The following is a 25,708-nucleotide window of genomic DNA, read 5'->3' as shown; positions in this document are numbered from 1 at the left end:
CACACCCTCGACCATGCCCCAGCCACGTTCCCTCATCGAACTCCTCGAAGAGCGAAGTGCCACCCGTTCGGAGCAGCGCCTCTACACCTTCCTGGAGGAAGGGGACGCGGAGGGGGTTCCGCTGACGCGAGGGGAGCTGTCCACGCGCGCTCGGCGCATCGGCGCCGTCCTCCAGGAGCTGGCGCCCGCGGGCGAGCGCGCCGTGCTCCTCTATCCCCCGGGCGCCGAGTACCTCACCGGCTTCTTCGGGTGTCTCTTCTCCGGCCTGGTGGCGGTCCCGGCCTACCCGCCGGATCCCTCGCGCCTGGAGCGCACCCTGCCCCGGCTGAGGGCCATCATCCAGGACTCGCGCGCCACGGTGGTGCTCACCACCTCCTTCGTCCTCTCCATGGCGGAGCTCCTCTTCGAGGCCGCCCCGGACCTCAGGGCCCTGCGCTGGGTGGCCACCGATGAGCTCGCCCCGGGGGCGGAGGCGGGCTGGAAGCGGCCGGACGTGACGAGCGACTCGCTCGCCTTCCTCCAGTACACCTCGGGCTCCACCGGCACCCCCAAGGGCGTGATGCTCAGTCACGCCCACCTGCTGCACAACCTGGAGCTGATCCGCGGCGCCTTCCAGACGCGCGAGGACAGCACCGGCGTCATCTGGCTGCCGCCCTACCACGACATGGGGCTCATCGGCGGCATCCTCGTGCCGCTGTCCCAGGGCTTCCACACCGCGTTGATGTCGCCGCTGTCCTTCCTCAAGCGCCCTCGCGCCTGGCTGGAGGCCCTCACCCGCTTCGGCGGCACCATCAGCGGCGGGCCCAACTTCGCCTTCGAGCTGTGCGTCCGCCGCATCGCTCCCGAGGAGCGCGAGGGGCTCGACCTGAGCCGCTGGGAGGTCGCGTTCTGCGGCGCCGAGCCCATCCGCGCCAGCACGCTGGACCGGTTCACCGAGGCCTTCGCCCCCCACGGGTTCCGCCGCGAGGCGTTCTACTCCTGCTACGGCCTGGCCGAGGCCACCCTCATCGTCTCGGGCGGCGCGAAGTCCGAGCCGCCCCGCGTGCGTGAGGTGGAGGCCCTCGCGCTCGAGCGGGGTCTCGCGGTGGAGCCTCGCACGCGGAGCGAGGTCCGCACGCTGGTGGGCTGCGGCGCAGCGCTGGGAGCGCAACGCGTCGCCGTGGTGGATCCCGAGTCCCTCCGGCAGCTCCCGCCCGGTGAGGTCGGGGAGATCTGGGTGAGTGGTCCCAGCGTGGCCCGGGGCTACTGGCAGCAGCCGGAGGAGTCGGTGGCCACGTTCCGCGCGCACACCGCCAGCGGCGAGGGGCCGTTCCTCCGCACCGGAGACCTGGGCTTCCTCGACGGGGGCGAGCTGTACGTGACCGGGCGGCGCAAGGATCTCCTCATCCTGCGCGGCCGCAACCTCTATCCCCAGGACCTGGAGCTCACGGTGGAGCAGAGCCACCCGGCGCTCCGGCCCGGGTGTGGTGCCGCCTTTGGCGTCGAGCTCGACGGCGAGGAGCGGCTCGTGGTGGTGCAGGAGGTGGACCCGCGCAAGCTGGACGGCACCGCGGAGGACCTCCTGGGCGCCATCCGGCAGCGGCTCGCCGAGGGGCACGAGGTGCGGCCCCATGCGCTGGTGCTCATCGAGCCGGGCAGTCTGCCAAAAACATCCAGCGGCAAGGTGCAGCGCCGGGCCTGCCGCACCGCCTTCCTCGCGGGCGAGCTCCGCGTGGTCCAGGCCTGGCACGCCTCGGAGTCCACCCCGCCGGCACCGTCCGCGCCCTCCCCCGCTCCTCGCGCCGCCTCCAGTGAGCTGGAGGCCCTGGTGCTGGCACGGATCGCCGAGCGGCTGGGTGCTCCCGCGGAGTCGTTGGATCCGGACATGCCGCTCACCCGGCTGGGTCTGGACTCGCTCGCCGCGGTGGAGCTGGCGCACGGGCTGGAGAAGGCCCTGGGTGTGCCGCTTCCCATGGAGACGCTGTTGAGCGGCGTGAGCGCCTCGGCGCTGGCCCGCGAGCTCTCCGCCCGGAAGGCGGCGGCCGGTGCGCGTCCGGCGATTCCGCGCGCTCCCCGCACCGCGTCCCCCCCGCTCTCCTTCGCGCAGCAGCGGTTGTGGTTCCTCGACCGGCTCGAGCCGGGCAGTGCCTTCTACAACCTCCCCGTGGTCTCCCGGTTGAGCGGAGCCCTGGATGTGCCCGCGCTGGAGCGGAGCCTCCAGGCACTGGTACAGCGGCACGAGTCCCTCCGCACGGTGTTCCTCGAGAAGGACGGCGAGCCGTACCAGCACATCCTGGACGAGCAGGCACTGCCGCTCGCCTTCGTGGACCTGAGCGGGCTGCCAGAGGGCACGCGCGAGCAGGAGGCACAGCGCCTCTCGCGCGAGGAGGCACAACGCCCCTTCGAGCTGTCCCGAGGGCCCCTGCTCCGGGCCACCCTGCTGCGCCTCGGTGCCGAGCGGCACGTGCTGCTGCTCACGCTGCACCACATCATCGCGGATGGCTGGTCCATGCGCGTCCTGGTGCGCGAGCTGGAGGAGCTCCACCGGGCCTTCTCCGCCGGGCACACGCCCGCGCTCGACGCACTGCCCATCCAGTTCGCGGATTACGCGCTCTGGCAGCGGGAATGGCTGCGGGGCGAGCGGCTCGAGGACCTCATGGGCTGGTGGAAGGCGCACCTCGCCGGGGCTCCCGCCGTCCTGGAGCTGCCCGGTGACCGTGCCCGGCCCCGGGCCCAGTCCTACCAGGGCGCGCAGGTGGTCCGGCGGCTCGCTCCGGCGGCCTGGGAGCGCGTGAAGGCACTCGCACGCCGCGAGGGCACCACCCCCTTCGTCACCCTGCTCGCCGGCTTCCAGCTCCTGCTGCACCGCTACACCGGCCAGGAGGACCTCGTCGTCGGCGTGGACACCGCCCAGCGCGCCCGCCCCGAGACCGCCGGGCTCATCGGCCTGTTCGTCAACCAGCTCCCCGTGCGCGGCAACCTCGCCGGCTCGCCCACCTTCCGCGAGCTGCTCGCCCGGCTCCACCAGGAGACCCTGGACGTCTGGGCCCACCAGGACCTGCCCTTCGACGAGCTGGTGCGTGGCCTCAACCCGGAGCGCAGCCTCGCCCATGCGCCCGTCTTCCAGGTGAAGCTGGTGCTCCAGGATGCCGCGCCCACGTCCCTGGGCCGATCGGGCCTGTCCCTGGAGAGCACCCTGGGCGACACCGGCGCCACCAAGCTCGACCTCACCCTCTCCGCCACCGACACCGCCCACGGCCTCGAGCTGCTCTGCGAGTACGCCACCGACCTCTTCGACGTGAGCACCGTCTCCCGCATGCTGGGACACCTGTGCCTGCTACTCGAGAGCGCCGCCGCGGCCCCCGAGCGCCGCGTCTCCGAGCTGCCCCTGCTCTCCCAGGAGGAGCGGCACCTCGCGCTCGTGGAATGGAGCCGCACCGCACCCGCCACCCGGGAGGAGTGTGCGCACCGCCTCTTCGAGGAGCAGGCGCGGCTCACCCCCGACGCCACCGCCGTCTCCCTGGGAGAGTCGTCCCTCACCTACCGGGAGCTGGAGGCGCGTGCGAACCAGCTCGCCTGGCACCTGCGCTCCCTCGGCGTCGGGCCCGACGTGCTCGTGGGCATCCACCTGGAGCGCACGCCGGAGCTCGTGGTGGCGATGCTCGGCGTGCTCAAGGCCGGTGGCGCCTTCCTGCCGCTCGACACCCGCTACCCGTCCGCCCGTCTGGAGCTGATGCTCCGCGAGGCCCGCGTGCCCGTGCTCGTCAGCCGGGAGGCGCTCGCGGATTCCCTGGGCTCCCAGGGCGAGCTGCTGGTGCTCCTGGACACCGAGCGCGCCTCGCTGGCGCTCCAGCCGGAGACGGCGCTCTCGCCCGCGCCGGCCGTCACGCCCTCGAACCTCGCCTACGTCATCTTCACCTCCGGCTCCACCGGTACGCCCAAGGGCACCCTGCTGGAGCACCGCGGCCTGTGCAACACCGCCCGCGCCACCTACGAGGCCCTCGGCCTGCGCCCGGGCAGCCGATTCCTCCAGATGGCGGCCATCGGCTTCGATGCCTCCGTCAGTGAGATCTTCTCCACGCTGCTCCGCGGCGCGGAGCTGGTGCTCGCCCCGCCCGAGTCGCTGCTGCCCGGCCCTCCGCTGCAGCAGGTGCTCGCGGAGAAGGCCATCACCGTCATCACCGCCACGCCCACCTCGCTCGCTCCGCTGGAGCCCGAGACCCTGCCCGCCCTGGCCGTGGTGGCCTCCGTTGGCGAGGCGTGCACGCCGGAGCTGGCCCGGCGCTGGAAGAACGGCCGCCGCTTCCTCAACTTCTACGGCCCCACCGAAGCGACCGTCTGCGCGACCATGGAGCTGGACGTGGATCCCCGCCAGCCGTCCATCGGCCGCGCCATTCCGGGCGCCCAGACGTACGTGCTGGACTCTCGGATGGAGCCCGTCCCCGTGGGCATCCCCGGCGAGCTGTACGTGGGCGGCGTGGGCGTGGCTCGTGGCTACCTGAACCGTCCCGCGCTCACCGCCGAGCGCTTCGTGCCCAACCCCTTCGCCACCCTCGCGGGCGAGCGGCTGTACCGCACGGGGGACCTGGTGCGCCTGCTGCCGGATGGACGCCTGGAGTTCCTCGGGCGGCGCGATGCGCAGGTGAAGGTGCGTGGCGTGCGGGTGGAGCTCGGCGAGGTGGAGGCCGCGCTGGGCCTGTACCCCGGCGTGCGCCAGGTGGTCGTCGTCCCACGCGAGGGCGCCGGTGAGTCGAGGCTGGTGGCGTACGTCGTGGCCGGTGAGGAGCTGGAGGCGGCGGCCCTGCGGCGCTTCCTCAAGGAGCAGCTCCCCGAGGTGATGGTGCCCTCCTCCTTCGTGCGGCTGGAGGCGCTCCCCATCACCCCGGGCGGCAAGGTGGATCGCCAGGCGCTGCCCTCGCCCGAGGCGGTGAGCCCAGCGCCGGACGCGCCCTTCGCCGAGCCTCGCTCCGAGCTGGAGCGGCGCATCGCCGCGGTCTGGGCCCGCGTGCTCGAGGTGCCTCGGGTGGGGCTGCACGACCACTTCTTCGAGGACCTGGGCGGCAGCTCGCTGCTGGTGGTGAAGGCGAGCACGCAGTTGCGCGACGAGCTGGGCCAGACCCTCCCGGTCACCCACCTCTTCGAGCACCCCACCGTGAGCAAGCTGGCCGCTCGGCTGGAGCGGGAGCTCCCGGCCCGCGCCCCCGAGCCCGCGCCGCGCCCCGCCTCTTCCGGGGATGACGGCTCCCACGACATCGCGCTCATCGGCATGGCCGGACGCTTCCCCGGTGCGAACGATGTCCACGCCTTCTGGGAGAACCTGCGCCAGGGCGTGGAGTCCATCTCGCGCTTCGCTCCCGAGGAGCTGGAGCCCTCGCCGCTGTTCCCCGACTCGCTGCGCGATCATCCGGACTTCGTCCCCGCGGGCGGAGTGCTCGAGGGCGCGGACGGGTTCGATGCCCGCTTCTTCGAGCTGTCTCCGCGAGAGGCGCAGTGGATGGATCCGCAGCAGCGGCTCTTCCTCCAGTGCGCGTGGCATGCGCTGGAAGACGCCGGCTACGACCCGGAGCGCTTCCAGGGGCCCATCTCGCTCCATGCCGGAGCGGGAACCTCGAGCGTGCACCTGCTCTCCCTGCTCGGCCAGACGCGCAAGGACCCGGCCTCGTTGTTCGAGGCGCTCGGCACCACCAGTGGCGAGAACGTGGCCACCAAGACGGCCTACAAGCTCGGGCTCTCGGGGGAGTGCCTCAACGTCTATACCGCCTGCTCCACCGGCCTGGTCGCCGTCCACCTGGCCTGCCAGAGCCTGCGCACCCGCCAGTCGGACCTGGCGCTCGCTGGCGCGGTGAAGGTCTCGCTGCCGCAGCGCACCGGCTACCTCTTCCAGGAGGGGATGATCCTCTCTCCCGATGGCCACTGCCGCGCGTTCGACGCGAGCGCCCGTGGCACCGTGCTCGGCAACGGCCTGGGTGTGGTGGTGCTCAAGCGGCTCTCGGACGCCCTCCGTGATGGGGACCACGTCTACGCCGTCATCAAGGGCTCGGCCCTCAACAACGACGCGTCCGCCAAGGTCAGCTACACCGCGCCCAGCGTCCAGGGACAGAGCGAGGTCATCGCCCGCACCCTGGCCTCGGCGGGCGTGGATGCCTCCAGCATCGGCTACCTGGAGGCCCACGGCACCGGCACCTCGCTGGGAGATCCGATCGAGATCGCCGCGCTCACCCGCGCCTTCCGCGCCCAGACGGACCGCACGGGCTACTGCGCCATCGGCTCGGTGAAGACCAACATCGGGCACCTGGACACCGCCGCGGGCATCGCCGGCCTCATCAAGGCCGCCCTCGCGCTGCACCATGGCGAGCTGCCCCCGAGCCTCCACTTCGAGCGGCCCAACCCGGAGATCGACTTCGAGCACAGCCCCTTCTTCGTGAACACCGCCCCGCGCACCTGGGAGCGCGGAGAGGGCCCGAGGAGGGCCGGTGTCAGCTCGTTCGGCATCGGCGGCACCAACGCCCACGTGGTGCTGGAGGAAGCCCCCCGCCACGGCGGCGGCGGACAGGGCAGCCACCGCACCCGGCAGCTCATCACGCTGTCCGCCCGGAGCGCCTCCGCGCTGGAGGCCATGACGCACGCGCTGGCCGGCTTCGTCGCGACCCACCCGGAGGTGGAGCTGGCGGACCTGGCCTTCACGCGCAACGTGGGCCGCAAGGCCTTCGAGTTCCGCCGTGCGCTGGTCGCGGAGGACGCCGCGGGCCTGCTGCGTGCGCTGCGCCATCCGGGCACTCCGTCCGAGGTGCGTGACCTGGAGGCCGCTCGCTCCCGCCGGGTGGCCTTCCTCTTCCCTGGCCAGGGCGCGCAGTCCGTCCGGATGGCCCAGGAGCTGTACGCGACCGAGCCTCTCTTCCGGCGTGAGCTGGACGCCTGCCTGGCGCTGCTGCCCAGAGCGGGCCTGTCCGAGGACCTGCGCCCGGTGCTCATCCCCGAGCCCGGCACCGAGGCCCGGGCGGAGGCGCGTCTCGCCGAGCCCCGCTTCGCGCTGCCCGCGATCCTGTCGGTGGAGTACGCGCTCGCGCGGCTGTGGATGGGCTTCGGCTTCAAGCCCTCCGCGCTGCTCGGCCACAGCTTCGGTGAGTACACGGCGGCGTGTCTGTCCGGGGTGCTCTCCCTGGAGGACGCGCTCCGGCTGGCCGTCGTTCGCGGCGAGCTCATGTCCCGGCTCCCGCCCGGCGGCATGCTCGGGGTGGGGCTCTCCGCCTCGGAGGTGGCGCCGCTGCTCTCCAGTGAGCTGGAGCTCGCCGCCCTCAACGGCCCGGATCGCTGCACCGTGTCCGGCCCCACCGAGGCACTGGAGTCCCTGGAGCGCCAGCTGTCCGCGCGCCGCGTGGGCGTGATGCGGCTCGCCGCGGCGCACGCGTTCCACTCGCGCGCGGTGGAGCCCGTCATGGCCGAGCTGGAGCGGGCCGTGGCCGGACTCACGTTGAACGCGCCCGCCATTCCCTTCGTGTCCAGCCTCACCGGCACGTGGATCCGCCCCGAGGAGGCCACCTCCCCGCGCTACTGGGCCCGGCAGATGCGCGAGCCCGTGCGCTTCGCCTCCGGACTGGACGCACTGGTGGACGCCGGCTGCGGCTGGTTCATCGAGGCCGGCCCGGATCAGGCCCTCACCGCGCTCGTCAAACCGCGCCTGCGGAACGTGCGTGAGGCGCTGGTGGTGCCCTCGCTCCGCCGGAGTGGCACCTCCACGTCCGATGCCCAGACCCTGCTCGAGTCCCTCGGAGCGCTCTGGCGCGCGGGCGCGGCCGTGGACTGGAAGGGCTTCCACGCCCACGAGCACCGCCGCCGCATCCCGCTGCCCGGTTATCCCTTCGAGGAGAAGCGGATCACCCTGGAGGAGCGGCCCGTCCTTCCCCTGCCGCTCCCGGCCGCCGCGCCCGTTCCCGCGCCCGCTGCCGTGGCCACCGTGCCGGCGCCCGTGACTCCCGTGACGCCCGAAGCGCGTGCGCCCCAGGGTGACATCCAGCAGCGCCTGACGGAGCTGTGGCGCGAGCGGCTGGGCGTGGAGGACATCGGTCCGGACGACAGCTTCCTCGACCTCGGTGGCAACTCGCTGATGGCGGCGCAGCTCCTCACGCGGCTGCGCGAGACGTTCCGGGTGCAGATCCCCCTGAGCGATCTCTTCGAGGCGCCCACCATCGCGGGCCTGGCCGCGCGCATCGAGGCCCGGCTCCAGGTGGAGCTGCCGTCCGGCGAGGCCCCCGCGGCGGCGATGCTCCCCGTCCCGCGTACCGGGGAGAGCCCCCTGTCCTACGTGCAGGAGCGCGTCTGGGAGATGGAGCTGCGCGAGCCGGGTAGCTCCATCTTCAACGAGCCGCTCGCGATCCGGATCTCCGGCGCGCTGCGGCCCGACCTCCTGGAGCGCGGCCTCAACGAGGTCATCCGCCGGCACGAGTCGCTGCGCACCGTCTTCACCCAGGTGGACGGCCGGGCCGTGCCTCGCATCCTCTCCGAGGTGCGCATCTCCCTGCCCGTGGTGGATCTGCGCGGCTTCGCCGGGGACCGCGAGGCCGAGGCGATGCGGCTGGCCCGTCTCGCGCCCGCCGAGCCCTTCCCGCTCGACCGGGGTCCGCTGGTCCGCGTGCAGCTGCTCCGGATGGCCGAGGCCGAGTCCATCCTGCTCGTCACCATCCACCACATCGTGGCGGACACGCTGTCCCTGGTGAACTTCATCCGGGAGGCGGTGGCCTTCTACACCGGCTTCGTCCACGGGCGGCCCGTGCCCCTGCCCGAGCTGCCCATCCAGTACATCGACTTCACCGTCTGGCAGCGCCGCGCCCTCTCCGACGGCACGCTCTCGGCGCAACAGGCGTACTGGCGCAAGCAGCTCGCGCGGCGACCGGGTCCCCTGCCCCTCCCGCTGGATCGTCCCCGCGCCGAGGGTGCGCGCCGCCGCGGTGCCCGGCACTCGTTCGCATTCCCCCAGGCGCTCGGCACCGCGCTCCAGGCCTTCAGCCAGCGCGAGGGCCTCACGCCGTACATGACGCTGCTCGCCGGCTTCAAGGCGCTCCTGGCCCGCTGCTCGGGTCAGGAGGACATCCTCGTGGGCACCTCCATCGGCAACCGGACCCGCCCCGAGCTGGAGCCGCAGATCGGCTACGTGGCGCACGCCCTGGCCCTGAGCACCTCCCTGGAGGGAGACCCGAGCTTCCGCTCGCTGGCGCTCCGCGTCCGCGACACCACGCTCACCGCCTTCGCCCACCCGGACGTGCCCTACGAGCAGCTCCTGGGCGAGCTCGAGCCCGGTGAGGAGACTCGGCTGTCGCGCCTGTTCGACGCCATCTTCCTGCTGCACACGCAGGACGTGTCCGCGCCCATCCTGGAGTTCCCGGGTCTGCGGTTGAGCTACTTCGACGTCACCGGACTGCCCGCGCAGTACGGCACGTCACTCGCGGACCTCACGCTGCTGATGCGCGAGGACGCGAGCGGCTTCTCCGGCACGCTGGAGTACGCCGTCGATCTGTTCGACGCCGCCACCATCGTCCGGCTGCTCGCGCAGTTGGAGGCGTTGCTCACGGATGCGGTGGCCTCGCCCAACAAGCCCCTGTCCCAGCTGTCCCTGGAGGCAGCGCCGGAGCGGACGGGAGCCCCGCTGGCCGGAGCCTCCGAGACCCTCTCTCTCCCCGCCCTGCTGTCCACCCAGGCCGAGCGCACGCCGGATGCGGTGGCGCTCCGCCGTGGAGAGCAGCGCCTGACGTGGCGGGCCCTGCGTGCCCATGCGTACGCGCTCGCGTCCGGACTGCGTGCCCGCGGCGTGGGCCCGGGTGTCCCCGTGGCCGTGTACCTGGAGCCTTCTCCCGAGCGCGCGGTGGCCCTGTGGGGCGTGCTGGCCTCCGGTGGTGCCCATGCGCTCGTCTCGCGGGAGCACGCCGAAGAGCTGTCCTCGCTCGGGCTGGACGGCACCCCGCCCCTGCTCATCACCAGCGCTTCGCTGCCGCTGCCTCCGGGCGTGGACGAGGGCCGGGTCATCCGTCTCTCGCTCTCCGGTGAGCCGCCGGCCGGATCCACCCCGCCGTCCGTGGCCGCTGACAGCCTGGCCTGCCTCGTGCGGGAGACGGAGGACGGTGGACGTCCGCGCCTGATGTGGAGCCACCGCAACCTGCTCCACCGCTTCGCCGCGCTGGATGCACGCGTGGACACGCGCCCGGGTGAGACGTGGCTGAGCGCCTCGGACGCCTCCGTGGATCCGGCGGGCGTGGAGCTGCTCTGGGCACTCGCTCGCGGGCTCCAGGTGGTGTTCCCGGTGCAGCCCACGGCGCGGCTCGTGGCGCTCCGCCCGGAGCGGACCACGGCCCGGCCGCTGGACTTCAGCCTCTTCTACTTCGCCAACGACGCGGAGGCCTCGGGCCGGAAGAAGTACCAGCTGCTCATCGACGGAGCGAAGTTCGCCGACACGCACGGCTTCAGCGCGGTGTGGACGCCCGAGCGGCACTTCCATGCCTTCGGCGGCCCCTACCCCAGCCCCACCGCCACGAGCGCGGCGCTGGCCATGGTCACCGAGCGCGTCTCCCTGCGCGCGGGCAGCGTGGTGCTCCCGCTGCATGATCCCATCCGCGTGGCCGAGGAGTGGTCCGTCATCGACAACCTCTCCGATGGCCGTGCGGGCGTGTCCTTCGCGACGGGCTGGAACGCGAACGACTTCGTCTTCGCGCCCCAGAACTTCCATCAGCGCCCCGAGGCCATCCGGCGCGGGGTGGAGGAGGTGCGCACCCTGTGGCGCGGCGGCTCCGTGCGCCGCGAGAACGGCGCCGGGAACGAGGTGGAGATCTCCATCCGACCCCGGCCGGTGCAGGAGGAGCTGCCCATCTGGATCACCGCCGCCTTCAACCCGGAGACCTTCCGGCTGGCGGGCGAGCTGGGCACGGGCCTGCTCACCAACGTGCTGGGGCTGGGACAGGACTTCGAGGAGCTGGCGAAGAAGATCGCCCTCTACCGCGAGGCGCGGCGCAAGGCGGGGCACGGCCGGGGCCACGTGGTGCTGATGCTCCACACCTTCGTGGCGGGCAGCCAGGAGGACGTGAAGCGCCAGGCGCGCGAGCCGCTCACCCGCTACTTCCGCAGCTCGGTGGAGCTGTTCAACGGGCTGGTGGCGAATCAGGGCCTGGGCTTCGACGTGCGCGACCTCACGCCCCAGGACATGGAGGTCCTGCTGCAGCAGGGCGTCTCCCGGTACCTGGAGGCGGGCGGCATGTTCGGAACGCCCGAGACGCTCGCGGCCCGCGTGGAGCAGCTGCGCCAGGCGGACGTGGACGAGGTGGCGTGCCTCATCGACTTCGGCCTGGGCCATGAGGCCGCCATGGAGGGCCTGCGGCACCTGGACGTGCTGCGCCGCCGGAGCCAGGAGGGACAGGCCCCCGCGCCCACCGCTCCGGTGCTCGTGGAGGCGGATGGCCTCCAGGTGTTGACGGAGACGCTGCGCGCCAGCCCTCCGGCCCACCTGCGCTGCACCGCCGCGCTCGCGCGGTCGCTCGCGAGGATGCCGGATGCGGCCCAGGTGCTCGGCCCGGTGCGCACGCTGGTGCTCGATGAAGCCGATGGGCTCCCGGCGGACGTGGCCGATTCGCTGAAGCGGGTGGCCTCCGCGCGCGTGGTGGCCCCCGTGTCCCTGTTGCCCGATACGAGGGACACAGCGCCCCGGACCTCGCGGTTCGTGCTGGACGCCACGGGACGCCGCGCCCCGGTGGGCGTGGTGGGCGAGCTGTTCCTCGGGGGAGACGCGGCGCCCCTGGGCTTCTGGAAGTCGCCCGAGCTGACCCGGACCCGGCTCCGTGCCTCGCCCGATGGCACGGAGGCCCGCCTGTATGGCACCGGCACGCCCGCCCGCTACCGCGCGGACGGCGAGGTGGAGGTTCTCACGCCCACGGCCCGGCGCCGTCCGGCCCCGGTGGAGCCCACCCAGAACACCTCCGTCCCGGTCCGCCCCCAGGAGCCCACGGTCCGGGAAGGCGCCATCACCCGCGTACCCCGGAGCGAGCTGCTGCCCCTGTCGTACGCGCAGCAGCGGCTGTGGTTTCTGGACCAGTACCAGCCGGGCAGCGCGCTCTACAACATGCCGGCCGCGATGCGGCTGAAGGGCACGCTCGACGTGGCGGCCCTGGGGCGGGCCTTCGCCGATGTGATGCGCCGCCATGAGGCCCTGCACACGACCTTCCGGGCCCATGAAGGCGAGCCGGTGCAGGTCATCTCGCCCGACATGCCCTGGGCGCTGGAGGTGGAGGCCCTGGGGCATCTGCCGGAGCCGGAGCGGGAAGCGGAGGCGATTCGCCTGGCGCGCGAGGAGGCCGCCCGGCCCTTCGACCTGGGCCACGGACCGCTGCTGCGCGCGAGGCTGCTGCGGCTGACGGCGGAGGAGCACCTGCTGCTGGTGACGATGCACCACATCGTCTCGGACTCCTGGTCCGTCGGCGTGCTGATCCGCGAGGTCGTCACGCTCTACGCGGCGTTCGCTTCGGGAAGGCCCTCGCCGCTGCCCGAGCTGCCCATCCAGTACGCGGACTACGCGGTGTGGCAGCGCGAGTGGATGCGGGGACAGGTCCTCACGCGGCAGTTGGAGTACTGGAGGAAGCAGCTCGAGGGAGTCCCTCCCGCGCTGGAGCTGTCCACGGACTGGCCGCGCACCGCGAACACGAGCAATCCCGGCGCCTCGCTGCGGGTGGAGCTGCCGCTGGAGCTGACACAGGGCCTGAGGGCGCTGTGCCGCCGTGAGAAGGGCACGCTGTTCATGGGCCTGCTGGCGGGCCTGCAGGTGCTGCTGGCGCGCTACACGGCCCAGGAGGACATCTGCGTGGGCGCGCCCATCGCCGGGCGCAACCAGCCCCAGACGGAGGCGCTCATCGGCTTCTTCGTCAACACGCTGGTGCTGCGGGGCCAGCTGCACGGGGACCCGACCTTCCTCGAGCTGTTGAGGCAGGCGAGGGAGGTGACGCTCGGGGCGTACGCGAACCAGGACGTGCCCTTCGAGAAGCTCGTGGAGGTGTTGCAGCCTCCGCGGCTGCCGGAGCACACGCCCTTCTTCCAGGTGGCGCTGGTGCTGCTCAACACGCCCTCGGCGGAGCTGACGGGGCCCGGGCTCACCTTCCGGCCGCTGGAGGTGGACTCGGGCACCGCCAAGTTCGACTTCACGCTGGTCATCACCGAGACGCCGCGGGGCCTGAGCACCACGCTGGAGTACCGGAGCGACCTGTTCGAGGCCTCCACGGCGGCGCGGATGATGGAGCACCTGCGCCTGCTGCTGGAGGACGCGGTGGCCCACCCCGAGCGGCGCATCTCCCAGCTCTCGCTCCTGTCCGAGGCGGAGCGGCGCCAGCTGATGGTGGAGTGGAACACCACCACGCCGGAGCCCGTCCGCCCCTTCTGCATGCAGGAGCTGTTCGAGGCCCAGGTCCCGCGCACCCCGGACGCGGTGGCGGTCATCTTCGAGGACAGCCAGCTCACCTACGCCCAGTTGGAGCAGCGCGCCAACCAGCTCGCCCATGTCCTGCACGAGCGGGGCGTTCGCCCGGGTGTCTGGGTGGCCATCTGCCTGGAACGCTCGCTCGAGATGATCGTGGCGGTGCTCGCCGTCCTCAAGGCGGGCGCCTCCTACGTGCCGATGGATCCCGCCTACCCCGCGGAGCGGCTGACCTTCATGTTCGAGGACACCGGCGCGACCGTGCTCCTCACCCAGGAGCACCTGCGCGCCACGCTGCCCCCCTTCTCGGGCCACGTGCTGGAGCTCGACGCCTCCTGGCGGGCCTTCGCCCAGGTGTCTTCCGAGCCCCTGGACTCCGGCGTCACTCCGGGGCACCCCGCCTACATCATCTACACCTCGGGGAGCACGGGCACGCCCAAGGGCATCGTCATGCCGCACCGGGCGTTGAGCAACATGCTGGTGTGGCAGCTGCGCCAGTCCAACCTCCCAGGCACCACCACCCTCCAGTTCTCCTCGCTCAGCTTCGACGTCTCCATCCAGGAGTTCTTCACCACCTGGGCCACCGGCGGCACGCTCGTCGTCCCCACCGCCGCGGTTCGCCGGGACATGCCCGCGCTGCTCGCGTTGCTGGTGCGCCATGGCGTGCAGCGGCTCTTCGTGCCCTTCGTCGTGCTGCAGGCCCTCGCCGACGCCGTGGCCCACGGTGCGCCCCTCCCCACGAGCCTGCGCGAGCTGGTGACGGCCGGTGAGCAGCTCCAGGTGACGCCCGCCCTCATCTCCCTCTTCGAGCGGCTGCCCGGGTGCGCGCTGGAGAACCAGTACGGCCCCTCGGAAGCCCACGTGGTGACGGCCCACCGGCTGCGCGGCCCTCCCACCTCGTGGCCGCGTCTGCCGCCGGTGGGCTCGCCCCTGCCCAACACGCCGCTCTACGTGCTGGATGCGCACGGCCAGCTCTGTCCCATCGGCGTGCGCGGAGACGTGTTCGTGGGCGGCCCGCAGCTGGCGCTCGGCTACCACGATCGCCCCCACGTCACCGCCGACCGGTTCGTCCCCAACCCGTTCTCCAGCGAGCCCGGAGCGCGCCTCTACCGCACCGGCGATCACGTCCGCTGGAGGGCCGACGGCACCCTGGAGTACCTGGGCCGGCTGGATGGCCAGGTGAAGGTGCGGGGCTTCCGCATCGAGATGGGTGAAGTGGAAGCCGCCCTGCGCGAGGCCCCGGGCGTCCGCGACGCCACGGCCCAGGTGCGCGAGGACGCTCCGGGTGACAAGCGGCTGGTGGGCTACGTGGTGCTCCACGCGGGCATCGCCTGGGAGCCCGAGGCCCTGCGCCAGGCCCTGGCCAACCGGCTGCCCGAGTACATGGTGCCCTCGGCTCTGGTGCGGCTGGACGCCCTGCCGCTCAACCCCAGTGGCAAGCTGAACCGCGCCCAGCTCCCCGCTCCCGACGCGGACAGCCTGCGCGGTGCCGCGCCCTTCGTCGCGCCTCGCACTCCGGTGGAGCAGACGCTCGCGGACACCTTCGCCAGCGTCCTGGGCCTGCCGCGCCTGAGCGTCACCGACAACTTCTTCAGCATGGGTGGCCACTCGCTGCTGGCCACGCAGATCGTCTCCCGTCTGCGCTCGTCCCTGGGCGTGGAGTTGCCGCTGCGCGCGCTGTTCGAGGCCCCCACCGTGGAGGCCCTCGCCCGCCGCGTCGAGGCCCAGACCCAGACTGGCGGGAACGAGGCGCGCGCGGCGGTGGTGGTGCCACGCACGGGGCTGAGCGAAGGGGAGCTGTCCTTCGCGCAGCAGCGGCTGTGGTTCCTGGACCAGTACCAGCCGGGCACCGCGCTCTACAACATGCCGGCCGCCCTGCGGCTGGAGGGCGTGCTCGACGTGGGCGCCCTGGAGCGCGCATTCAGTGAGCTGGTCCGCCGCCACGAGGTGCTCCGCACCACCTTCCAGGTTCGCGAGGGCAAGCCGGTCCAGGTCATCGCCCCCGCCTCGCACCGGACGCTGGACGTGACGGACCTGGGGCACCTGCCACGACCGGAGCGGGAACCCGAGGCCATGCGCCTGGCGCAAGAGGACGCGCGCCAGCCGTTCGACCTCGCGCGGGGCCCCCTGCTGCGCACGAGGCTGATGCGCCTGGCGGAGCGGGAGCACCTGTTGACCCTCGTGCTGCACCACACCATCTCGGATGGCTGGTCCATCGCCGTGCTGATCCGCGACATGGTGGCGCTGTACGAGGCCTCCGTCACCGGAAGGCCCGCGCCCCTGCCCGAGCTGTCCATCCAGTACGTGGATTACGCCCTGTGGCAGCGCGAGTGGCTCCAGGGTGAGGTGCTGGAGCAGCAGCTCGGCTACTGGAGGAAGCAGCTCGAGGGGGCGCCGCCCTCGCTGGAGCTGCCCACCGACAGGCCTCGCACCACGGACACGAGCAATCCCGGCGCCTCGCTGAAGGTGGAGCTGCCGCCGGAGCTGATCCAGAAGCTCGGCGCGCTGTGCCAGCACGAGGGAGCCACGCTGTTCATGGGCCTGCTCGCGGGCCTGCAGACGGTGCTGTCCCGCTACTCGGGACAGGACGACATCTGCGTGGGCGCGCCCATCGCCGGGCGCACGCAGACCCAGACGGAGGAGCTCGTCGGCTTCTTCGTCAACACGCTGGTGATGCGCACCCGCCTCGAGGGGAACCCCACGTTCCGCGAGCTGCTCGGCCGGGTGAAGGACGTGACGCTCGGGGCGTACGCGCACCAGGACGTCCCCTTCGAGAAGCTCGTCGAGGTGTTGCAGCCTCCGCGGCAACCGGAGCACACGCCCTTCTTCCAGGTGGCGCTGGTGCTGCTCAACACGCCCTCGGCGGAGCTGAGCGTGCCCGGGCTCGACCTCCGGCTGCTGGATCTGGACACGCGCACCGCCAAGTTCGACTTCACGCTGACGCTGCGCCAGTCGGAGCAGGGCGTGGAGGGTGCACTGGAGTACCGGAGCGACCTGTTCGAGGCCTCCACGGCGGCGCGGATGATGGAGCACCTGCGCCTGCTGCTGGAGGACGCGGTCGCCCATCCCGAGCGGCGCCTGTCCGAGCTGTCGCTCATGTCCGAGGCCGAGCGGCGTCAGGTCCTGGTGGAGTGGAACACCCCCATGGCGGCACCTTCACGCCCCGCCTGCGTGCACGAGTTGTTCGAGGCCCAGGCCGCGCGCACGCCGGACGCCGTGGCGGTGGTGTTCGAGAGCAGTCAGCTCACCTACGCGCAGTTGGAGCGCCGCGCCAACCAGCTCGCCCATGCCATGCACGCGAGAGGCGTACGCCCTGGAGACAGGGTGGCGCTGTGCGTGGAGCGCTCGCTGGAGATGGTGGTGGCCGTGCTCGCCGTCCTCAAGGCCGGCGCCGCCTATGTGCCGCTCGACCCAGGCTACCCCTCCGAGCGTCTGGCCTTCATGCTCGAGGACGCGGGTGTCTCCCTGGTGCTCACACAGTCCTCGCTGGCCTCCTCGCTCTCCACGGGCGCACAGGCCGGATGGATGTGCGTGGACACGGAAGCCGAGGCGCTCTCCCGCCAACCGGCGCATGCTCCGGCCCACCCGCTGTCGCCCGAGTCCTCCTGCTACGTCATCTACACCTCGGGCAGCACCGGCAAGCCCAAGGGCGTGGCCCTGCCGCACCGCGCGTTGAGCAACCTGCTGGAGTGGCAGCTGCGCCAGTCCGTCCACCCGGCGGCCACCACCCTCCAGTTCGCCTCGCTGAGCTTCGACGTCTCCTTCCAGGAGCTCTTCTCCACCTGGTGTGCCGGCGGCACGCTCGTCGTCCCCACCGCCCCGGTTCGCCAGGACATGCCCGCGCTGCTCGCGTACCTGGTGCGCCATGGCGTGCAGCGGCTCTTCCTGCCCTTCGTCGCGCTGCAAGCCCTCGCCGACGCCGTGGCCCATGGCGCGCCCCTGCCCGCCAGTCTGCGCGAGGTGGTGACGGCCGGTGAGCAACTCCAGGTGACGCCCGCCCTCGTGGCCCTCTTCGAGCGGCTGCCCGGGTGCGTGCTGGAGAACCAGTACGGTCCCTCGGAAACCCACGTGGTGAGCGCCCACCGGTTGCTCGGCCCTCCCGCCTCGTGGCCTCGCCTGCCGCCCATCGGCTCGCCGCTGCCTCACACCCCGCTCTACGTGCTGGATGCACAGGGACAGCCCTGTCCCGTGGGGGTGCGCGGGGAGCTCTTCATCGGCGGCGTGCAACTGGCGCTCGGCTACCACGCCCGTCCCCAGCTCACGGCCGACAAATTCGTCCCCAATCCGTTCTCCAGCGAGCCGGGAGCCCGCCTCTACCGCACGGGAGACCGTGCGCGCTGGAGGGCCGACGGCACCGTGGAGTACCTGGGCCGTCTGGATGGCCAGGTGAAGGTGCGTGGCTTCCGCATCGAGCAGGGCGAGGTGGAAGCCGCCCTGCGTGAGGTGGCTGGCGTCCGTGACGCGGCGGCCCTGGTGCGCGAGGACACTCCGGGTGACAAGCGGCTGGTGGGCTACGTGGTGCTCCACGCGGGCACCGCCTGGGAGCCCGAGGCCCTGCGCCAGACCCTGGCCCGCAAGCTGCCCGAGTACATGGTGCCCTCGGCCCTGGTGCGACTGGAGGCCCTGCCTCTGACGCCCAGTGGCAAGCTGGCCCGCCGCCTGCTGCCCGCCCCCGACGCGGACAGCCTGCGCGGTGCAGCGCCCTTCGTCGCGCCTCGGACCGCGGTGGAGCAGACGCTCGCGGACACCTTCGCCAGTGTCCTGGGCCTGCCGCGCCTGAGCGTCACCGACAACTTCTTCAGCCTCGGCGGCCACTCGCTGCTGGCCACGCAGATCGTCTCCCGTCTGCGCTCGGCGCTCGGCGTGGAGTTGCCGCTGCGCGCGCTGTTCGAGGCTCCCACCGTGGAGGCACTCGCCCGTCGCGTCGAGGCCCAGGCCTCGGCCAATACCCGCCGGGTGTCCGCCCCGATGATCGTCCCGCGCGCGGTCGAGGCGGAGCTGTCGTTCGCCCAGCAGCGGCTGTGGTTCCTGGACCAGTACCAGCCGGGGAGCGCGGTCTACAACATGCCGGCCGCGCTGCGGCTGGAGGGCGAGCTCAACGCCGCCGCGCTGGAGCGTGCCTTCACCGAGCTGATCCGCCGGCACCAGTCGCTCCGCACCACCTTCCGGGTCCGCGAGGACAGGCCCTTCCAGGTCATCGCGCCCGCCGCGGCCTGGGCCCTGGAGGTGACGGACCTGGGGCACCTGCCGCCCGCGGAGCGCGAGGCGGAGGCCCTGCGCCGGGCGCACGAGGACGCGCGCCAGCCGTTCGACCTCGCCCGGGGTCCCCTGCTGCGCACGAAGCTGCTGCGGCTCACGGCTGGGGAGCACCTTCTGCTGGTGACGATGCACCACATCGTCTCGGACGGCTGGTCCCTCGCCGTGCTGATCCGCGAGGTCGTCACCCTCTACGCGGCGTTCTCCGCGGGAAGGTCCTCACCGCTGCCCGAGCTGCCCATCCAGTACGTGGATTACGCGGCGTGGCAGCGCGACTGGCTCCAGGGTGAGGTGCTGGAGCAGCAGCTCGGCTACTGGAAGAAGCAGCTCGAGGGGGCGCCGCCCTCGCTGGAGCTGCCCACCGACAGGCCGCGCACCGCGGACGCGCGCAACCCCGGCGCCTCGCTGAAGGTGGAGCTGCCCCCGAGCTTGATGCACGGCCTGAAGGCGCTGTGCCAGCGCGAGGGCGCCACGCTGTTCATGGGCCTGCTCGCGGGCCTGCAGACGGTGCTGTCCCGCTACTCGGGACAGGACGACATCTGCGTGGGCGCGCCCATCGCCGGACGCACCCAGGCCCAGACGGAGGAGCTCATCGGCTTCTTCGTCAACACGCTGGTGCTGCGGACCCGCCTGGAGGGGAATCCCTCCTTCCGCGAGCTGCTCGGCCGGGTGAAGGACGTGACGCTCGGGGCGTACGCGCACCAGGACGTGCCCTTCGAGAAGCTCGTCGAGGTGTTGCAGCCTCCGCGGCAGCAGCTCGGACGCACGCCGTTCTTCCAGGTGGCACTGGGTCTGCTCAACACGCCCACGGCGGAGCTGAGCGTGCCCGGCATGCGCGTCCACCCGCTGCCGCTGGACAGTGGCACCGCCCGGTTCGACCTCTCGCTCTCCTTCACCGAATCGCCCCAGGGGCTGAGCGGCGAGCTCGAGTACCGGAGTGATCTGTTCGAGGCCTCCACGGCGGCGCGGATGATGGAGCACCTGCGCCTGCTGCTGGAGGACGCGGTGGCGCATCCCGAGCGGCGGCTGTCCGAGCTGTCGCTCATGTCCGAGGCGGAGCGGCGCCAGGTGCTGGTGGAGTGGAACGCCACCGACGCGGACTTCCCCCGTGAAGCCCGAGTGCACGAGCTGTTCGAGGCCCAGGCCGCGCGCACGCCAGATGCGGTGGCGGTGGTGTTCGAGGACCAGCAGCTCACCTACGCGGAGCTGGAGCGCCGGGCGCGCCAGCTCTCGCACCACTTGCGAGCCCTCGGCGTGAAGCCGGGAGACCGGGTGGCGCTGTGCATGGAGCGCTCGCTGGAGCTGATGGTGGGCCTGCTGGGCATCCTGGAAGCGGGAGCGGCCTACGTCCCGTTGGACCCCTCCGCGCCGCGCGAGCGCCTGGCCTTCATGCTGGAAGACACGGCCGCGCCCGTGCTCCTCACCCGGGAGCACCTGCGCGCCACCGTGCCGTCCTTCGCGGGCCACCTCGTGGTCCTCGACACGGGCTGGGAGACCATCTCCCAGGCGCCTCCGCTGCCGGCCTCCAGCGTCACCGCCGGGTACCCCGCCTACGTCCTCTACACCTCGGGGAGCACGGGCCAGCCCAAGGGAGCGCTCATCTCCCACGGGGCGCTGGCCAACCACATGGCGTGGCTGCTCTCCACGTTCGGGCTGGGCGCCGGAGAGCGGGTGCTCCAGAAGACACCGCTGAGCTTCGACGCCTCCGTCTGGGAGTGCTGGGCGCCGCTGCTGGTGGGCGCGCCGCTGGTACTCGCCCCGCCCGAGGCCCACCGTGACCCGGCGGCCCTGGTGGAGTGCGTGGTGCGCCAGCGCATCCACGTCCTCCAGGTGGTGCCCTCGCTGCTGCGCTTCATGCTGGACGAGCCCGCGCTGACCCAGGCCAGGGACCTGCGCTGGCTCTTCTGCGGCGGTGAAGCGCTGCCCTCGGAGCTGGCCGAGCGCCTGCGCGCGGTGCTGCCCGAGGTCCGTCTGGTGAACCTCTACGGTCCCACCGAGACCACCATCGACGCCACGTGGGCGGCCATCTCGGGCGAGGAGCCCGGCGGCACGCTGCCCATCGGCAAGCCGGTGGCCAACACCCGGGTGTACGTGCTGGACGCCGCGCTGAGGCCGGTGCCCATCGGAGTGCCGGGAGATCTGTACATCGGAGGCGTGCAACTGGCGCTCGGCTACCTGGGCCGGCCCGCGCTCACCGCCGAGCGCTTCGTGCCGAACCCGTTCAGCACCGAGCCGGGTGCGCGCCTGTATCGCACCGGAGACAAGGTCCGCTGGTCGAGGGACGGCCAGTTGCAGTTCCTCGGACGCATCGACTTCCAGGTGAAGGTGCGCGGCCTGCGCATCGAGCCCGGAGAGGTGGAGAGCGTGCTCGCCCGTCACCCGGCGGTGCGCGAGGCGGTGGTGGTGGCGCGCGAGGACCTCGCGGGCGGCGCGGGGCTGGTGGCATACGTCACCGCGCGCCCGGGAGAGTCCGTGGAGACGGCGGCCCTGCGCACGTTCCTCCGCGACAGCCTGCCCGAGTACATGGTGCCCGCGGCGTTCGTCGTCCTGGACACCCTGCCCCTCACGCGCAACGGCAAGGTGGATCGCCGGGCACTGCCGGCCCCCGAGGCACCTCGCGCGGACGAGTCCCTCATCGCCCCGCGCACGGACACGGAGAGCAAGCTCGCGGGCCTCTGGCGTGAGCTGCTCGGCCTGGAGCAGGTGGGCGTGCGGGACGACTTCTTCGCGCTGGGAGGCCACTCGCTGCTGGCCACGCGGCTGCTGTCGCGCATCCGAGGCGCCTTCCAGGTGGAGCTGCCCCTGCAGGCGCTCTTCGAGGCCCGGACGCTGGAGGACCAGGCCCGGCGAGTGGACGAGGCCGCGGGTGTGGGCCAGAAACTCCAGGCCCCGCCCCTGCGCCCGGTGACCCGGCAGGAGCACATGCCGCTGTCGTTCGCGCAGCAGCGGCTGTGGTTCCTGGAGCAGCTCGAGCCCGGGCTCGCCACGTTCAACATCCCCATCTTCCTGCGGTTCGAGGGCAACCTGGACATGCGGGCGATGGAGCACGCCTTCCAGGAGCTGGTGCGCCGGCACGAGTCGCTCCGGACGGTCATCGAGGAGGGGCCACAGGGTCCCGCGCAGAGGGTCATCCCCGCGGTGGAGATGACGCTGGCCCGGGTGGACCTGCGGGAGCTGCCGCCCGGGACGCGCGAGCAGGAGACGCGGCGGCTGAAGGAAGTGGAGGCACAGCGGCCCTTCGACTTGTCCAAGGGTCCGCTGATGCGCGCCACGCTGCTGTGGCTCGAGGACGAGGTGCACCTGCTGCTGCTGACGATGCACCACATCGTCTCGGATGGCTGGTCGCTGGGAGTGCTGGTGCGCGAGGTGGTGGAGCAGTACACGGCGCACCAGGAGAAGCGGACCGCGAGACTCCCGGACCTGCCGGTGCAGTACGCGGACTACGCGGCGTGGCAGAGGCAGTGGCTCCAGGGCGAGGCGCTGGAGGCCCAGCTGAGCTACTGGCGGAAGCAGCTGGAGGGGGCACCGGCGGTGCTGGAGCTCCCGGCGGACCGGCCGAGGCCCGCGGTGCGCACGTACCGGGGCGGCACGCTGCTGTCGACGCTGGACGCGGAGCTGACGCGGAAGCTGGAGGCGCTGGCGCTGCGCGAGCGGTCCACGCTCTTCATGGTGTTGATGGCGGGCTTCCAGTCGATGCTGCACCGCTACAGCGGGCAGACGGACGTGGTGGTGGGCACGGACGTGGCCAACCGCAACCACGTGGAGACGGAGCCGCTGATCGGCTTCTTCATCAACCAGCTGGTGTTGAGGCTGAAGATGGAGGGCAACCCCACGTTCCGCGAGCTGCTGGCGCAGGCGAAGCGGGTGTCGATGGAGGCGAACTCGCACCAGGACGTGCCCTTCGAGGAAGTGGTGCGCGCGCTCAATCCGGAGCGCAGCACGGTGCACGCGCCGCTCTTCCAGGTGAAGCTGGTGCTGCAGAACATGCCGCTGTCGGCGCCCGAGCTGCCGGGGTTGAAGCTGAGCCACGAGGATCAGGTGCCGGTGGCGTCCAAGCTGGACCTGACGGTGCTGGTGAATCCGACGGCGGAGGGGCTGGTGTGCTCGTGGATGTACAGCACGGACCTCTTCGAGGCCTCCACGGTGGAGCGCATGGCGAGGCACTTCCAGCGGCTGCTGGAGGGCGTGGTCGCCCATGAGGGACGGCAGCAGCTGTCCGAGCTGCCCCTGCTGACGGAGGACGAGCGGCGGCGGGTGTTGGTGGAGTGGAACGACACCGCGGCGCCGTACGAGCGGCGGTGCATCCACGAGCTCATCTCCGAGCAGGCGGCGAGGACGCCCGAGGCGGTGGCGGTGGTGGCCGCGGACGGACAGCTGACCTACGCGGAGCTGGAGCGGCGGGCGAACCAGCTGGCGCACTGGCTGAAGGCGCTGGGAGTGGCGCCGGAGACGCGGGTGGGCCTGTTCGTGGAGCGGAAGGCGCACGCGCTGGTGGGCCTGCTGGGCATCCTGAAGGCGGGCGGGGCGTACGTGCCGGTGGATCCGTCCTCGGCGCGCTTCCCGGAGCGGGTGCTGCACGTGCTCAAGGACGCGCGGGTGCAGGTGATCGTCACGGAGGAGCCGCTGGCGGAGGAGCTGCCCTCGCAGGGTGGTTTCGTGGTGAGCCTGGACGCGGAGGACGGGCTGCTGGAGTCGCAGCCGGAGGAGGCGCCGGAGAGCGGTGCATCACCGGGCAACGCGGCGTACGTCATCTACACGTCGGGGAGCACGGGGAGGCCGAAGGGGGTGTGCATCGAGCACGGGCAGCTGGCCTGCTACGTGGCGGGAGTCAGCAACCGGCTGGAGTTGCCGAGGGGAATGAGCTTCGCGTCGGTGTCGACGCTGGCGGCGGACCTGGGGCACACGGCGCTCTTCCCCACGCTATGCGCGGGAGGCACGGTGCACCTGGTGGAGAAGGAGACGGCCTCGGATGCGGGGCGGATGGCGGAGTACGGACGGAAGCACGGGGTGGAGGGACTGAAGGTGGTCCCGACGCACCTGGAGGCGCTGCTGGCGGGAGAGGACGCGCAGGCGCTGCTGCCGAGCCGGAGGCTGGTGCTGGGCGGAGACAAGTCGGAGTGGGCACTGGTGGAGAAGGTGCACGCGCTCGCGCCGGAGTGCGAGGTGTACAACCACTACGGCCCGACGGAGACGACGGTGGGGGTGCTCGCGCAGAGGGTGGAGCGAGGGGCGCGGGTGCCGGGGGCGCAGTCGGTGCCCCTGGGCCGGCCGTTGGGGAACGTGCGGGTGTACGTGCTGGACGGGTACGAGCAGCCGGTGGCGCCGGGAGTCCCGGGAGAGCTGTACATCGGCGGCGAGAGCGTGGGCCGGGGCTACCTGGGCCGGCCGGACCTGACGGCGGAGCGCTTCGTACCGGACCGCTTCAGTGGGGTACCGGGGGCGAGGCTGTACCGGACGGGAGACCGGGTGCGGTGGGTGGAAGGAGGCCGCATCGAGTTCCTGGGCCGGGTGGATCACCAGTTGAAGATCCGTGGCTACCGGGTGGAGCTGGGCGAGGTGGAAGCGGCGCTGGGGCAGCATCCCGGCGTGAGCGAGTGCGTGGTGGTGGCGCGCGAGGAGGCGGGAGGCCACAAGCAGCTGGTGGCGTACGCGGTGGGGAGACCGGGGAGCACGCTGGAGGAGCGAGGGCTGCGGCAGTACCTGGAGGAGCGGCTGCCGGACTACATGGTGCCCGCGGCCTTCGTGGTGCTGGAGGCGCTGCCGCTGACGTCGAACGGAAAGGTGGATCGGAAGGCGCTGCCGGCGCCGTCGAAGAGCAAGGCGCAGGAGAAGTACGTGGCGCCGCGCACCGGAACGGAGCAGCGGCTGGCGGAGCTGTGGAGGGAGCTGCTCGGAGTGCCACGAGTGGGCGTGCACGACGACTTCTTCGAGCTGGGCGGCCACTCGCTGCTGGCGACGCAGGTGGTGGCGCGAGTGGGAACACTGTTCGGGGCCCAGCTGGCGGTCATCGATCTGTTCGAGGCGCCCACGCTGGAGAAGCTGGCGGCGCGCATCGAGGCGGGGAGCACATCGGACTCGCCGCTGGTGACGCTGAGGAAGGGGGGGAGCGGGAGACCCTTCTTCTGCGTGCACCCGGTGGGAGGCAGCGTGCTGGGGTACCTGGAGCTGGCGAGGAGGCTGGACGCGGAGCAACCCTTCTACGGGCTGCAGGTGCCCGCGAGCGGGTCGGGAGAGACGGTGGAAAAGATGGCCGCGCGCTACCTGGAAGCGGTGCGCGAGGTGCAGCCCGAGGGCCCGTACCTGTTGGGAGGCTGGTCCATGGGTGGTCGCGTGGCGTACGAGATGGCGAGACAACTGGAAGCGCGAGGCGAGCGAGTGGCGCTGCTGGCCGTCATCGACGCGAGGGGCAGTGAAGAAGCAACCGGGCCGGAGACGGACACGGAGACACAGGTGGAGCAGACGGTGTTCGAGTTCGCCGATCACCTGTCTCGGCTGTTGGGGCTGCACCCGAGGGCGGCGGAAGTGCTCGAGCAGGTGGACGCGGAGGAGCTGAAGTCGGTGTTGGAGGGGAGAGCCCATCCGGGGGTGGAGGAGGCGGCGGCCGAGGAGGTGCGAGCGTTGTGGAGGATGTACGCGCGCAACCGGAGCGCCTCGCGCACGTACGAACCGAAGCCATACGGAGGCTCACTGGTGCTGCTGAGGGCGGCCGAGGGGCCCGAGGGCCAGGAGAAGGACCTGGGCTGGGGTGCACTGGCGCGGGGAGGCGTGGAGGTGCACGAGGTACCGGGCGATCACTTCAGCCTCATCGCGATGCCGCACGTGGAGCACCTGGCCGCGAGGCTGAGAGATCTGCTGAAGCGGGCCGTCACCGGAGGAACCCTCCAGCAAGCAAGCTGATCCCTTCAGGAGAAGTGAGCACATATCCCCTCTCCCCTCGGGAGAGGGGAAATAGTCACGGGTCAATCCAAGAGCATCAAGCAGCCACGAACTGGCGCTCCACGAGCTGACGGAGGAAGAGTCCCGGGACATGCGGTG

Annotated in this window: 1 protein-coding gene; it reads left to right on the top strand. The window is 72.1% G+C overall.

Going from position 1 to position 25,708, the window contains the following annotated elements; translation table 11 throughout:
- Positions 1 to 13 precede the first annotated feature (13 nt).
- Positions 14 to 25,570, top strand: coding sequence for a non-ribosomal peptide synthase/polyketide synthase (locus VFZ09_RS26295; protein ID WP_329730414.1), 25,557 nt, complete (start codon positions 14 to 16; stop codon positions 25,568 to 25,570).
- The last annotated feature ends 138 nt before the right edge of the window (positions 25,571 to 25,708 follow it).

This window comes from Archangium sp., from assembly GCF_036277355.1.
Taxonomy (GTDB): Bacteria; Myxococcota; Myxococcia; order Myxococcales; family Myxococcaceae; genus Archangium.
Note: the sequence above shows the minus strand (reverse complement) of the source record. Positions and strands in the feature narration are given on the sequence as shown.